Raw genomic sequence first — 14139 nt, 5'->3', positions numbered from 1 at the left:
ATTAAAGGATTAACATGACAGACAAATCATACAAAATCGCCGTTCTACCTGGTGACGGTATTGGCCCTGAAGTGATGGCACAAGCGCACAAAGTTCTTGATGCAATCGAGAAAAAGCATGGCCTTTCTTTTGAGCGTGATGAGCACGATGTCGGCGGTATTGCTATTGATAATCATGGCTGCCCACTTCCTGAAACAACGGTAAAAGCGTGTGAAGAGTCTGATGCGGTTCTATTTGGTTCAGTAGGTGGCCCTAAGTGGGAACACCTACCACCAAACGACCAACCAGAGCGCGGCGCTCTGCTTCCACTGCGCAAACACTTCCAACTGTTCTGTAACCTACGTCCAGCTCAGATTCACAGCGGCTTAGAGGCATTTTCTCCTCTTCGTGCTGATATCTCTGAACGTGGTTTTGACATTGTGGTGGTTCGCGAACTGACTGGCGGTATTTACTTCGGCCAACCAAAAGGTCGTGAAGGCGAAGGCGCAACAGAGAAAGCTTTTGATACCGAGGTTTACCACCGCTTTGAGATCGAGCGTATCGCTAAAATTGCCTTTGAATCTGCACGTCTACGTCGTAAGAAAGTTTGCTCAATCGACAAAGCGAACGTACTACAAAGCTCTATCTTGTGGCGTGAAGTGGTAGAAGAGATCGCGAAAGACTACCCAGATGTCGAGCTGTCTCACATGTACATCGACAACGCCACCATGCAGCTAATCAAAGATCCAGCTCAGTTCGATGTCATGCTATGTTCAAACATCTTCGGTGACATCATCTCGGATGAATGTGCAATGATTACTGGCTCGATGGGCATGCTACCTTCTGCAAGCCTTAACGAAAGCAAGTTTGGTCTTTACGAACCAGCGGGCGGCAGTGCACCAGATATCGCAGGTAAAAACATCGCTAACCCAGTGGCGCAAATTCTTTCAGCTGCGCTAATGCTACGTTACAGCCTGGGTGAAGAAGCAGCGGCTCAAGACATTGAATCCGCCGTATCTAAAGCACTTTCTGCTGGCGAGCTTACCGCTGATTTAGCAAGCGACAAGCCTGCACTGACCACGTCAGAAATGGGTGACAAGATCGCCGAGTACATCTTGAACTCATAAGTTAAACTAGATTGATAATAATTATTCGCCTCTGATAAGCCGTTATCAGAGGCAGCACACAGGATTAGTGATAATGGGCAAAACACTTTACGAGAAGGTCTACGACGCACACGTTGCTGTCGCAGCTGAAGGGGAAAACCCGATTCTTTATATTGATCGTCACTTGGTACACGAAGTTACCTCTCCACAGGCTTTTGATGGCTTACGTGAAAAGGGCCGTCAAGTGCGTCAGGTAAGCAAAACGTTCGCAACGATGGACCACAACGTTTCGACCACAACCAAAGACATCAACGCTTCTGGCGAGATGGCTCGTATCCAGATGGAAACGCTATCGAAAAACTGTGAAGAATTCGGTGTAACCCTTTACGACCTAAACCACAAATACCAAGGCATTGTCCACGTTATGGGCCCTGAGCTAGGTATTACTCTGCCGGGCATGACCATTGTTTGCGGTGACTCTCATACAGCAACACACGGTGCGTTCGGTTCACTGGCTTTCGGTATCGGTACATCTGAAGTTGAACACGTACTAGCGACTCAAACGCTAAAACAAGCACGTGCGAAAACAATGAAAATCGAAGTGAAAGGTAAAGTCGCTCCGGGCATTACAGCAAAAGATATCGTACTAGCGATCATCGGTAAAACGACAGCTGCAGGCGGTACTGGCTACGTGGTTGAGTTCTGCGGTGAAGCGATCACGGACCTTTCAATGGAAGGCCGTATGACAGTATGTAACATGGCTATCGAATTGGGCGCGAAAGCGGGTCTGATTGCACCGGATGAAACCACGTTCGAATACATCAAAGGCCGTAAATTCTCACCACAAGGTGCAGATTTTGACGCGGCGGTTGAATACTGGAAAACACTAAAAACTGACGATGATGCTGAATTTGATGCCGTAGTAACGCTAAACGCGGCGGACATCAAACCGCAAGTAACTTGGGGTACAAACCCAGGTCAGGTTATCGCGGTTGACCAACCGATTCCTTCACCAGAAAGTTTTTCAGACCCAGTGGAAAAAGCATCGGCAGCAAAAGCGCTGGCTTACATGGGACTAGAAGCGGGTAAATCACTGTCAGACTACCCTGTTGATAAAGTGTTTGTTGGTTCTTGTACTAACTCGCGTATTGAAGACATGCGCGCAGCAGCAGAAGTGGCTAAAGGCCGCAAAGTCGCATCGCACGTTCAAGCATTAATTGTTCCTGGCTCTGAGCAAGTGAAGGCACAAGCGGAAGCAGAAGGCTTGGATGTCATCTTTAAAGAAGCGGGCTTTGAATGGCGTCTACCAGGCTGTTCAATGTGTCTGGCGATGAACAACGACCGCCTAGGTCCTCAGGAGCGTTGTGCATCGACTTCAAACCGTAACTTTGAAGGTCGTCAAGGCCGTGATGGTCGTACCCACTTGGTTAGTCCTGCAATGGCGGCGGCGGCGGCTATCGCTGGTCACTTTGTTGATATTCGTGAACTAGATTAAGGAAAGAACAGATGTCAGGTTTTAAACAACACAAAGGCTTAGTTGTTCCTCTAGATGCAGCGAACGTTGATACTGATGCCATCATACCAAAGCAGTTCTTACAAAAGGTGTCTCGCCTGGGTTTCGGTAAACACCTATTCCATGACTGGCGCTTCCTTGATGATGCTGGTGAACAACCAAACCCTGAGTTTGTGATGAACGCACCACGTTACCAAGGTGCTTCTATCCTACTTGCGCGTGAAAACTTCGGTTGTGGCTCTTCTCGTGAGCACGCACCTTGGGCGTTAGCCGATTACGGCATTAAAGCGATGATCGCACCAAGCTTTGCAGATATCTTCTATGGCAACTCAATCAACAACCAAATGGTGCCAGTGCGTCTGACTGAGCAAGAGGTTGATGAACTGTTCCAATACGTTGAAGCGAATGAAGGTGCACAGATTGAAGTGGATCTTGAAGCGAACAAAGTACGTGCCAATGGCAAAGAGTACGATTTCGAAATCGATGAGTTCCGTCGCCACTGTCTACTGAATGGCTTGGACAACATCGGTTTGACGCTACAGCACGAAGATAAAATTGCGGAATATGAAGCGAATATCCCAAGCTTCCTGCGCTAAGACGCTTTAGGCAATAAACAAGTGAAAGGCTGACCATTGTCAGCCTTTTTTCTTTTTTACGTGTCGAGAAAAGTAAGAAAACAAACACTAATCCGGTCTACACTAACTACAAACTTTAACCGACGGTATCGCTATGATGCGTTTTTTATTGCTCTTTTACGCCCTATTTTCTTTTTCCGTTTTCTCCGCTCCCAAAGCCGATTTATGGCCCTACTGGAACCACTCAAATGAGGCCAGCCAAACACAAGTCTCTCACCAAGAGTGGCAACAATTACTCGACCGCTATCTTGTCACTCAGGGAGAAAATACGTTATTTCGCTACCGCGCTGTGTCGGCAGCGGATAAAGCAACACTCAAACAGTACATTCAGCGCCTGGCAAAACTCGATCCTTTGCAGTACCGCAAAGCTGAGCAATATGCTTACTGGGTGAACCTGTACAACGCCATCACTGTGGATCTGATATTGGATAATTACCCGATAAAGTCGATCACTAAGTTAGGAGGGCTGTTTAGTTTTGGGCCCTGGGATGAAGACGTTATTACCATTAATAATCAAAACTTAACTCTGAATGATATTGAGCATCGAATCCTGCGCCCCATCTGGCAAGATCCAAGAACCCATTATGCGGTTAACTGTGCGAGCCTAGGCTGCCCGAACTTGCAAGCTCAGGCGTTTACCGCTGACAACACACAGACCTTGTTAGACAGCGCAGCGAAAACATTTATCAACAGTAAAAAAGGCGTTTCTATCGAAGGAGACACGGCGCAAATTTCTTCAATTTATGATTGGTTTGCAGTGGATTTTGGTGGAGAGAACAACGTGTTTAATCACATAAGGCAATACGCACCGCAGTACAACCGCTTTTCCGGTCGAGTTCAATACGACTACGATTGGAATTTAAATCAAGCCAACTGATTTTACTGAGTGGAATAGTTTGAATAGCTTTGAGTCACCTGTAACCCCAAAACTCAAAAAGGGCACCAAGTGCCCTTTTTACTTTCATCTCTGATAGAACTAAAAAGATTACTTAAAGCCTTTTACTTTCTTAATCAGATCATAAGCATTTTGAATTTCTTGCGATTTTTCTTTGGCTACATTCATCATTTCTGGAGGCAGACCTTTCGCCATCAGCTTATCTGGGTGGTGCTCGTTCATCAGCTTACGATAAGCACGCTTAACCGTTTTGCTGTCGGCATCCGCCGAAACATCAAGGATCTTATACGCATCCGCTAACTGATCAGCTTGAGATGCTTGCTGCCACCCTGCACCAGACGACTGGCCTTGATGCTGACCATGAAAACCGCCCTGATGCTGGAAGCGAAACGCGGCTTCTTGCATGTGTAGTCGTCGCTCTAGCTGCTCAGAAGAAAATCCTAAAGCGCGAGCAATTTTGTGCAGCACATTGCGTTCACTTGGATGGATCTCGCCATCGGCAAAGGCGGCTGAAATTTGCAACTCCAAGAAAAATTGCAGTAAATCGAAACGACCCGCAGTCGAGATCTTAACCCTAACCAACACCTCTTCCAGCGGGAAATCACTTTCCTTACCTTCACGAAATGCGTCTTGCGCTGCACGGCGCTGTTCACCATGCAGGTTCATGCGGTCCATCATTGCAGACGCAAGCTGAATCTCTTCTTTAGTGACCTGACCTTTCGATTTTGCCACGTGTCCCATGACCGCAAAGGCCGCTTTGAAAAATTCTTCCTGACGTTGCGCCTGACTCGGTCCTTTGCCGAACCCACCAGTAGAGAACCCCGCCTGACTCAAACGGCGTGCTTTATCAAACTGATGGCCAACAAATAAGCCAAATAGCAAGCCGAGTGGCCCGCCAAGTAACAAGCCAAAAAAGGCACCTAATATTTTGCCAAAAATATGCATTATGTGTTCTCTATCAATGAATTTTTATCGACGAAAGCGGTCTTATAGTGCCGTATGCAACGATTTCCTTTATGATAATGGAATTAGTTTTATTTCGGCTAGGCCATTCGCCTGCTTATCTTTGCAGCTACTTTATCTCGATTATGCCACAGCGAGTCAATGAGCTGGGACATTTACGACGATAGTAGTTGATTCATTTGGCTATTACGCTAGGGTACAACGAGCCCTATAGCCATCGAGTAATATCAATTACCGTAAGTAAGTTAGTAGTTATTTACTACGATTGGTATAACAGTGACACAGGAAAGTTCGATTCAATGCAACATTTTTCCCGCACATTTTTAGCGGCCTCTATCAGCACCGCCTTGTTTGTACCTACCACTCAAGCTGACGCGAATATCCATGATAGTGTGCAGGAAATGCCCACCACAGATCAATGTTTGGTCGAAACGAGTGGTGAGCAGGACGCTTTAAATGCACCCGTAGTAGTCGAAGCTGACAGACTGCAAGCCATTAGTGGCGATAAAGCACAGTACTCTGGCAACGTCCAAGTCACGCAAGGTCAAAAGAAAATCACCGCAGATAGCGTAACGCTGCACCAACAAGACAACGTCGTGGTTGCTGAAGGTAATGTCACCTTCAATGATGGTCAGGTCGAAGCCCGATCGGATCGCGTCACCAGCGATATTGATCAAGACACTTTCTCTCTCGAGAACACAGACTACCACTTCATTTGCCAACAAGGTCGAGGCACGGCGGCTTATATTGCGCGTACTGGCCAGTCGATTTATGAACTGGAAGACGGTTCTATCACTTCCTGCCCTCAGGGGGATAACTCTTGGCGTCTGGTTGCATCGGGTATCGATGTTGACCAGGATGAAGAGACGGCAACACTGCACCACCCTCGTTTTGAAGTGTTAGATGTTCCAATCTTCTACGTCCCTTACCTGACAATGCCAATTGGCAATACTCGTAAATCGGGTCTGCTATTCCCTTCTCTATCGTACGGTTCTAGCGATGGTATGGAAGTAGAAGTGCCATTCTACTGGAACATTGCACCTCAATACGATATGACCCTGACCACGCTCTACATGCAGCAACGTGGTACCAAATTCGACACCGATTTCCGCTATCTAACCGATGGCTGGGGAGAAGGTGAAATCAAAGGCGAATACCTAAATTCAGACAGAAAGTATGCCGATGAAACACGCTGGGGCTACCAGTTTAAGCATGAAGGCATTATCGACAAGCATTGGGTTGTCGATGTCGATTACTCAGAAGTGAGCGATATCGATTACTTCCTGGATCTCGACTCTGATATCGGTAACCGTGAAGATGGTCAACTGATGCAGGAAGGAGAAGTCCAGTACCGTTCAGATTTCTGGGACGCCTCATTATCGGTTCGTGACTTCCAGGTCTTGTTGCAAGAAGAAAACAAACCTTACCGTTTGATGCCTCAGTTAGCGTTAAACTATTACACGCCAGTCTGGGGAAATTACCTGAACTTTGATGTTAAAAGCCAACTTAGCCGCTTTGACACCAGTGATAACGCAAAACCTGATGCAACTCGCTTTCATATCGAGCCAGGCTTTACTATCCCACTGTCAAACTCTTGGTCTGCCTGGACCACAGAAGCACGCGTACTTGCGACTTACTACTCTCAAGACTTAAATGGTCTTACCGACTCAGATCTAGAGCTTCAGCTGGATGAAAAAGTGTCTCGTGTGATTCCAGAGTTCCGTAGTAATGCGCAAATTTACCTTGAACGTGATACCAGCTGGGTCGAAGGTTACACCCAAACTCTGGAACCGCAGGTCCAGTACTTGTACGTACCGAAAGAAGATCAAACCAATATCTACAACTACGATACAACGTTGCTGCAAACCGATTACTACGGTCTATTCCGTAGCCGTAAGTACAGTAGTATTGATAAGATCGCATCCGCAAACCAGCTAAGCTACGGTGCGAGCACACGTTTCTTTGATGACGATTATAAAGAACGTCTCAATATTTCATTTGGTCAAATCTACTACTTTGATAAAAAGACCAAGCTCAGCAACAACCCAACCGATCCAGATGAAACAACAAACTATTCGTCTTGGGCGATTGAAGCTGATTTCAACTACAACGATTCCGTGTTCTATCATGGCGGTATTCAGTACGACATCGACCTAGGCTCAATGCAACTTGCGAACAGCACGTTAGAGTACCAGTTCGACGGCGGCTTTATTCAAAGTAACTACCGTTATGTCACTCGTGAATACATTGAAGATACGATCATTCTCGAAAACCTAGACACCATTACTCGTAAAGGTATTTCTCAGGCAGGTATTGTTGCCGCTTACGAATTCAACCAGAACTGGTCCGCCAGTGGTCAGTACTACTATGACCTAAATGAAAATAACGACTTAGAATGGCTAGCAGGCTTACGCTATCAATCTGATTGTTGGTATATCGGTTTAACCTACTCTAACCAACTGTTAGGCTGGGAAGACCAGATTATCGGCGGCTCAGGGGCATCAGCAGAATACGAAAGCAACTTCAGTGTTAGCGTCGGTATTCAAGGGTTTGCCACCAACCAAACCAACGGCACTGCTGCCAAAGAATTGGAAGGCTCAGATAACACAATCAAATATGGTCGCCCATTCTATCTGAACAATTAATCGAATTAAGCGTCTTAGAGTAGATAAGACACTAATTAAAAATACTGACGGAATTTTAAATGAAAATTTGGAAATCAATCTTATTTACGACCCTACTCTCTTGCGGAGCCGTTGCAGCACCAGTAGAGCTTGATAAGGTTGCTGTTATCGTTAATGACGGTGTCATTCTACAAAGTGATATCGACACAGCACTAAAAACGCTACAAGCCAATGCTCGCCAAAGTGGTAAAAGCCTACCTTCTGCCCAGGTTTTGCATGATCAAGTAGTAGAAAAACTGATTCTTGATACGCTTCAAGGCCAGGAAGCGGATCGTATCGGCGTTCGTATCGACGATAGCCGCCTTAATCAGGCAATTGCAGAAATTGCACGCAACAACAATCAAAGTGTGGAGCAGCTGACGGCATCGATTGCAAGTGAAGGGCTAAGTTACACAGAATTCCGCGAGCAAATCCGTAAGGAAATTGCAGCGTCAGAAGCACGTAACGCGCTTGTGCGTCGTCGTGTAAACATTCTGCCTGCGGAAGTAGACAGCCTTTCAGAACAGTTATCACAAGAAACCAACGCCACGGTTCAATACAAAATCAGCCATATCCAGCTGCGCTTCTCTGATGATCAAGAAAAGTCGGCAGTAGAAGCAGAAGCAAAAGCGCTGGCCAAAAAACTCAATGACGGCGCTGATTTCACTGAAATGGCTTACACCTACTCTAAAGGGCCAAAAGCCTTGCAAGGTGGTGACTGGGGCTGGATGCGCAAAGAGGAAATGCCAACCATCTTTGCCGACCAAATCAATATGCAGAACAAAGGCAGCATCATCGGTCCATTCCGTAGTGGTATTGGTTTCCATATTCTGAAAATTGACGATGTAAAAGGCTTGGAAACTGTTGCAGTAACGGAAGTTAACGCACGCCACATCCTGATCAAACCAACGGTTATCCTGAGTGATGACGGTGCTAAAAAACAATTAAATGAATATGCTCGTCGCATTAAAGCAGGCGAAGCAACGTTTGCTCAGTTAGCGTCTCAATACAGCCAAGACCCAGGCTCTGCTGCTCAGAACGGTGAACTTGGTTACCAAACTCCGGACCTTTACGTACCTGAATTTAAACATCAGGTAGAAACACTACCAGTGGGTTCGATCAGTGAACCTTTCAAAACCGTTCACGGCTGGCATATCGTAGAAGTATTGGACCGCCGTCAGGTTGACCGTACTGACTCTGCATTGAAGAATAAAGCTTACCGCATTCTCTTCAACCGTAAGTTTAATGAAGAAGCAGGCGCATGGATGCAGGAACTGCGTGCAAGTGCGTTTGTTGAAATCGTGGATGACAGCAATGACAACTAATTTAGTCCGCAGAATTGTCGTGACCGCAGGGGAACCTGCGGGTATCGGCCCTGACCTGGTGCTTGCTCTCTCAAAAGAAGACTGGGCACACCAAATCGTCGTCTGCGCAGATAAGAACATGTTAATGAAACGAGCCAAATTACTTGGTATCGATGTCCAACTCTCTGATTATAATCCAGAAGAAGCGCCACAAGCACAGAAAGCCGGCACGCTTATCGTTGATCATGTTGAAATATCAGAAAGCGCGGTTGCTGGCCAGCTCAATGAAGCGAATGGCCACTATGTATTAAAAACGCTAGAAAGAGCCGCTTTAGGCTGTATGAATGACGAATTTGATGCTATTGTCACCGGCCCTGTTCATAAGGGGGTGATCAATCGCTCTGGCGTTGCATTCAGTGGACATACTGAATTCTTTGCCGAGAAGTCTAATACGCCGTTAGTTGTGATGATGCTGGCGACGGAAGGACTGCGTGTTGCGCTGGTAACCACACATATTCCTTTGGCGTATGTGTCAAAAGCCGTCACTGAAGAGCGATTAGAGAAAATCATCGATATTCTTCATAAAGACCTCGTTGAAAAATTTGCCATCAAGCAACCAAACATCTATGTTTGCGGGCTTAACCCACATGCGGGAGAAGATGGTTGTTTAGGTCGTGAAGAGATCGAAACCATCACTCCGACACTGGAAAAGATTCGACAAGAAAAAGGGTTTAATCTGATCGGCCCATTGCCGGCAGATACCATTTTCAATGACAAATATTTAAACGATGCTGATGCTGTTTTAGGCATGTACCACGATCAAGTATTGCCAGTTTTAAAATACAAAGGCTTTGGTCGTTCAGTAAACATTACGCTTGGTCTACCTTTTATTAGAACATCGGTGGATCACGGTACTGCATTAGATCTGGCAGGGACAGGTCAGGCGGATACAGGGAGTTTCCGAACAGCGCTCACGCATGCGATAGAATTGGTAGAGAAGAAACAATGAGAAATGATGTCCATTTAGGACACAAAGCGCGTAAACGTTTTGGTCAAAACTTCCTGAACGATCCATACATTATTGATGGTATCGTATCAGCGATTAACCCAAGACCAGGCCAGAATCTGGTTGAAATCGGTCCAGGTCTGGGCGCTATTACTGAACCTGTCGGTCGTGAAGTCGACAAGTTCACCGTTATCGAACTTGACCGAGATCTGGCAGAGCGTTTACGTAACCACCCAGAGCTGGCGGACAAGTTAACGATTCATGAAGGCGATGCGATGCGTTTCGACTTCACACAGCTCGTAAAACCGAACAACAAGCTACGTATCTTCGGTAACTTGCCGTACAACATCTCTACCCCGTTGATGTTTCATCTTTTTGAATTCCATAAAGACATTCAAGACATGCACTTTATGCTTCAAAAAGAAGTGGTTAACCGTTTGGCAGCAGGTCCAGGCAGCAAAGCTTACGGCCGTCTGACGGTCATGGCTCAGTACTACTGTAAAGTGGTACCAGTACTGGAAGTGCCACCAACAGCATTCGTACCGCCACCGAAAGTAGACTCAGCAGTCGTTCGTCTGGTTCCTTACGAAGTTTTACCATGTCCAGCTAAAGACTTACGCTTACTGGATCGCGTATGTCGTGAAGGCTTTAACCAACGCCGTAAGACCGTACGTAACTGCTACAAATCACTGTTGAGTACAGAAGTGCTGGAAGAGTTGGGAATCAACCCAAGTATGCGTCCAGAGAACCTGACGCTAGAGCAATTCGTCGCGATGGCGAACTGGCTGGCGGATAACCCACAGCACTAAGTAAACCAAACAATAAGCCAAACCCTGTCGGTTTGGCTTATTGCTAATTTTTCCAAGGAGTGTACATGGACGTCATTCAACCCTGTATTAAAATTCAAGTTCACACCAAATACATCGAAGAACAGTCTAATCCCGAGCTACAACGCTACGTTTTTGCCTACACCATCACAATTAAAAACCTGAGCCAGCAAACTGTGCAATTGATTAGCCGTCGTTGGTTGATCACCGACTCTAATGGCAAACAGATGACCGTTGAAGGCGATGGTGTGGTTGGCCAGCAACCGTTTATTCCAAGTAACGATGAATACACCTACAGCAGTGGGACTGCGCTAGAAACACCCGTCGGTGTTATGCAGGGACACTATAAAATGCTAGATGAACATGGTCAGGAGTTCATCGCTGAAATAGAACCGTTCCGTCTTGCCATTCCGAATGTTTTAAATTAATAAGATTGGAGAGTCAGTGGCTACCTATATTGTTGGTGATATCCAAGGCTGCTTTGAAGAACTGCAGCGCCTATTAGAACAAGTATCTTTCTCTCCCAAGAATGATCAACTCTGGCTAGCGGGTGATCTCGTCGCCAGAGGGCCTAAATCGTTAGAAACCTTACGTTTTGTTAAATCATTGGGTGACAGTGCCAAAGTGGTACTTGGCAATCACGATCTGCACTTACTTGCCGTCGCTCATGGCGTTAAGAAATTGAAAGATAAAGACAGAACCGCCCCAATCTTTTCGGCCCCAGACTGTAAAAAGTTATTGCAATGGCTCTCTAAGCAACCGCTTCTTGCGGAGCATGATGACTTCGTTATGTGCCATGCCGGAATTTCACCACTGTGGAATTTGGCAACAGCCCGCCAATGCGCACGCGAAGTAGAAAACATCCTGCAAAGTGATCACCTATCGTGGCTACTGCACAATATGTACAGTAACAAACCTGATTACTGGGATGATTCTCTGACAGGGTTAGATCGCTATCGCTATACCATCAATGCATTTACGCGTATGCGCTTTTGTTTTCCGGATGGACGCCTGGACATGGATTGCAAACTTCCGCCACAACAAGTGACAGATGAAGAGTTAATTCCTTGGTTTGATCTTCCACAGAGAGTGGAGCTAGGCAAGACTGTCCTATTCGGACATTGGGCGGCATTACAAGGCCATATCGATGAAGAAGTGATTGGTCTGGATACTGGCTGTGTTTGGGGTGGAGAACTAACGATGATCCGTTGGGAAGATAAACAAATTTTTACCCAACAGGCATTAAGTTAAGCGATTCATTTTCTTAACATAAACCTACACGACAAACAAAAAGCACCGCATTCGCGGTGCTTTTTTATAACCATTATTTTTCCAGAATCGTAAAGCGCATGTTGTAGGCGTTTTTCTCATCCGCTTGATACGCTTCAGAATAAGTTTCTTTAAACTCATTCCCCCAATCAGGGAACTGCGTATCACCTTCGATAGCTGCCTCAATATGTGTCACATACAACTTCGTTGCGAGTGGTAGACAGGCTGAGTAAATAGCTCCACCACCAATGATCATCACTTCTTCCACATCACCCGCAACCTCTAATGCTTGCTCGATGGATGTCACTGTCGTCACTCCTTCGATACTTAGAGATTCATCACGACTGATAACGATATTAAGACGACCAGGCAACGGACGTCCGATAGACTCATACGTTTTGCGTCCCATGACGACGGGCTTACCCATGGTGCAACGCTTAAACCATACGAAGTCAGCCGGCAAGTGCCATGGCATTTGATTATCTTTACCAATGATACGATTGTCTGCCATCGCGGCAATCATACTAATGATCATGTCGGGTCCTTATACTATCGGTCTGCGGCGATAGAATAACAGCCCCGGAACAGCAAGGCCAATGGCTAAACCTGCAATAATAAACATGGCCTTAAGAAAATTTTCCATGCACGTCGCAAGTAGCTCAGGTGAGTAACCTAAATGGTTTATCTCTACCATCGCAATCATGGCTTTGTAGGCAAACACGCCGGGAACCATAGGGATCAGAGCAGCCACGGTGAATACTTTCGGGTGGGCCAAAAAGCGACGAGACCAATACACACCAATCATCCCAACTAAGGTCGCCGCGAAGAAGGTTGCCCATTCAATAGGAATCCCGAACTGCATCATTAAATAACGACTACCATGACCAATCGCGCCGCCTACCGCACAATAGATTAATGCTTTATGCGGCACATTGAAGACCAATGCAAACCCCACTGCCGGAATAGCGGCAAAAAACATGTCGTTTAATAATCCAACCAGCAAATCGACAGTACTCATCTGATGCTCCATCCCCAAATCCCGGTCACACTCATCGCTGCCACAATGCCTAAACAGGTCGCAAGCGTTAATAAACTCGCCATGACAAAGCGGGCAATCCCCATATTGATATGACCTTTGAGCATATCGGCTACCGAGTTAATCAATGGGAAGCCCGGCACTAGCATCAACACTGACGATGCCATCGCGACCGTAGGCAAGTTACCAATCTGATAGATTTCCGCCTGCGCAGAAATTAAGGTTGTCACAAATGCCGTAGCGGCAAAATTGAGTAAAGGATTGAAATGACGGTGGCCAATTTCCTGGCGAACAATCATGCCGACAGCAGAGGCCAAGAAAGTCATGAAAAATATGCTTATATCCCCTCCCGCTAAATGACTGAATGCCGCACACGATAGCCCGATCATAAAGACCACCAGCCAGCGGTTATAGCGCTCAGGACTGATATGATTAAGCTTTTTCTGCGCCATTGTTGAATCGAGCAACCCTCGTTCCATCATGATACAAATACGCTGAATTTGCGTGATAACTCGCATATTGATACCACGATCGGCGCAACTTCGTGTCGTGGTAATACAATGCCCATCCATCAGCGTGGTTACAACAAGTGCATTTGCAGAGAGTGCCACCGCGACTTCATGAACACCACAAGCAAGGCCAATGCGGCGCATGATATCGCTCACTAAGGTACTTTCAGCACCATGAGCAAGCAACATCTGTCCGGCTTGAGCAACAAGGCGAGAAATCGCCCTTTGATTTGATACCGATACCTTTGTGGTAGGTATAGTTTCTAATGCCATAGATACATCTAAGTCCTTTTAGGGTCTGCATAATTAATGATACTAGTTCCAGAAATTAATAAATCATTCTTGCTGGACCAAATCGCCTATAGTCGCGTGAGAATATTAGAATTAGAACTACTAAATACCGCACATTCTTCCTTGCTTTAAACGATGTTTCC

Annotated in this window: 14 protein-coding genes; 10 read left to right on the top strand and 4 right to left on the bottom strand. The window is 46.2% G+C overall.

From position 1 onward, the window contains the following. The first annotated feature begins 14 nt into the window (after positions 1-14). The 4 genes from leuB to DBX26_RS01545 all read left to right on the top strand — a co-directional run bounded on the left by leuB (position 15) and on the right by DBX26_RS01545 (position 4110). Positions 15-1106, top strand: a complete 1092-nt coding sequence (gene leuB / locus DBX26_RS01560; RefSeq protein ID WP_020335844.1) for a 3-isopropylmalate dehydrogenase — start codon at positions 15-17, stop codon at positions 1104-1106. Between the two features lie 73 nt (positions 1107-1179). Continuing rightward, positions 1180-2580, top strand: a complete 1401-nt coding sequence (leuC, locus tag DBX26_RS01555) for a 3-isopropylmalate dehydratase large subunit (protein WP_014230724.1) — start codon at positions 1180-1182, stop codon at positions 2578-2580. Positions 2581-2591: 11 nt separating this feature from the next. Then, positions 2592-3194, top strand: a complete 603-nt coding sequence (leuD, locus tag DBX26_RS01550) for a 3-isopropylmalate dehydratase small subunit (protein ID WP_014230723.1) — start codon at positions 2592-2594, stop codon at positions 3192-3194. A 133-nt stretch (positions 3195-3327) separates the two neighbouring features. Further along, complete coding sequence (locus tag DBX26_RS01545; protein ID WP_118117637.1) at positions 3328-4110, top strand: DUF547 domain-containing protein; 783 nt, start codon at positions 3328-3330, stop codon at positions 4108-4110. A 108-nt stretch (positions 4111-4218) separates the two neighbouring features. On the opposite strand, the gene djlA is transcribed toward DBX26_RS01545, so the two are convergent. Next, the gene (gene djlA / locus DBX26_RS01540; RefSeq protein WP_014230721.1) at positions 4219-5073 is read right to left on the bottom strand and encodes a co-chaperone DjlA; all 855 of its coding nucleotides are present in this window, start codon (positions 5071-5073) and stop codon (positions 4219-4221) included. Positions 5074-5390: 317 nt separating this feature from the next. Between djlA and lptD the strand changes: the two genes are divergently transcribed. From lptD to apaH, 6 genes are all read left to right on the top strand, one after another. Beyond that, the gene (gene lptD / locus DBX26_RS01535) at positions 5391-7736 is read left to right on the top strand and encodes an LPS assembly protein LptD (RefSeq protein ID WP_020335841.1); all 2346 of its coding nucleotides are present in this window, start codon (positions 5391-5393) and stop codon (positions 7734-7736) included. 59 nt (positions 7737-7795) lie between these two features. After that, on the top strand, positions 7796-9079 hold the full coding sequence (surA, locus tag DBX26_RS01530; protein ID WP_118117636.1) for a peptidylprolyl isomerase SurA: 1284 nt from the start codon (positions 7796-7798) through the stop codon (positions 9077-9079). Then, positions 9069-10067, top strand: coding sequence for a 4-hydroxythreonine-4-phosphate dehydrogenase PdxA (gene pdxA, locus DBX26_RS01525; protein WP_118117635.1), 999 nt, complete (start codon positions 9069-9071; stop codon positions 10065-10067). The genes surA and pdxA overlap by 11 nt, the downstream gene beginning before the upstream one ends. Then, positions 10064-10873 (top strand): 16S rRNA (adenine(1518)-N(6)/adenine(1519)-N(6))-dimethyltransferase RsmA, encoded by an 810-nt coding sequence (rsmA, locus tag DBX26_RS01520; RefSeq protein WP_014230717.1) that lies wholly within the window; start codon positions 10064-10066, stop codon positions 10871-10873. The genes pdxA and rsmA overlap by 4 nt, the downstream gene beginning before the upstream one ends. Before the next feature lie 65 nt (positions 10874-10938). Continuing rightward, positions 10939-11319, top strand: a complete 381-nt coding sequence (gene apaG, locus DBX26_RS01515) for a Co2+/Mg2+ efflux protein ApaG (RefSeq protein ID WP_014230716.1) — start codon at positions 10939-10941, stop codon at positions 11317-11319. 16 nt (positions 11320-11335) lie between these two features. Then, positions 11336-12142, top strand: a complete 807-nt coding sequence (gene apaH, locus DBX26_RS01510) for a bis(5'-nucleosyl)-tetraphosphatase (symmetrical) ApaH (RefSeq protein WP_118117634.1) — start codon at positions 11336-11338, stop codon at positions 12140-12142. 73 nt (positions 12143-12215) lie between these two features. Here apaH and folA read toward each other — a convergent pair whose 3' ends face one another. The 3 genes from folA to DBX26_RS01495 are packed head-to-tail and all read right to left on the bottom strand — an operon-like array spanning position 12216 to position 13978. After that, positions 12216-12695: a type 3 dihydrofolate reductase gene (gene folA, locus DBX26_RS01505; RefSeq protein ID WP_118117633.1), complete on the bottom strand. Its 480-nt coding sequence runs from the start codon at positions 12693-12695 to the stop codon at positions 12216-12218. 9 nt (positions 12696-12704) lie between these two features. Then, complete coding sequence (locus DBX26_RS01500; RefSeq protein WP_014230713.1) at positions 12705-13178, bottom strand: threonine/serine exporter family protein; 474 nt, start codon at positions 13176-13178, stop codon at positions 12705-12707. Further along, positions 13175-13978 (bottom strand): threonine/serine exporter family protein, encoded by an 804-nt coding sequence (locus DBX26_RS01495; protein WP_065296297.1) that lies wholly within the window; start codon positions 13976-13978, stop codon positions 13175-13177. Before DBX26_RS01495 ends, DBX26_RS01500 begins: the two co-directional genes overlap by 4 nt. Positions 13979-14139: the final 161 nt, after the last annotated feature.

This window comes from Vibrio sp. dhg (genome assembly GCF_003443775.1).
Taxonomy (GTDB): domain Bacteria; phylum Pseudomonadota; class Gammaproteobacteria; order Enterobacterales; family Vibrionaceae; genus Vibrio; species Vibrio natriegens.
This window is presented reverse-complemented; position numbering and strand designations above follow the sequence as displayed.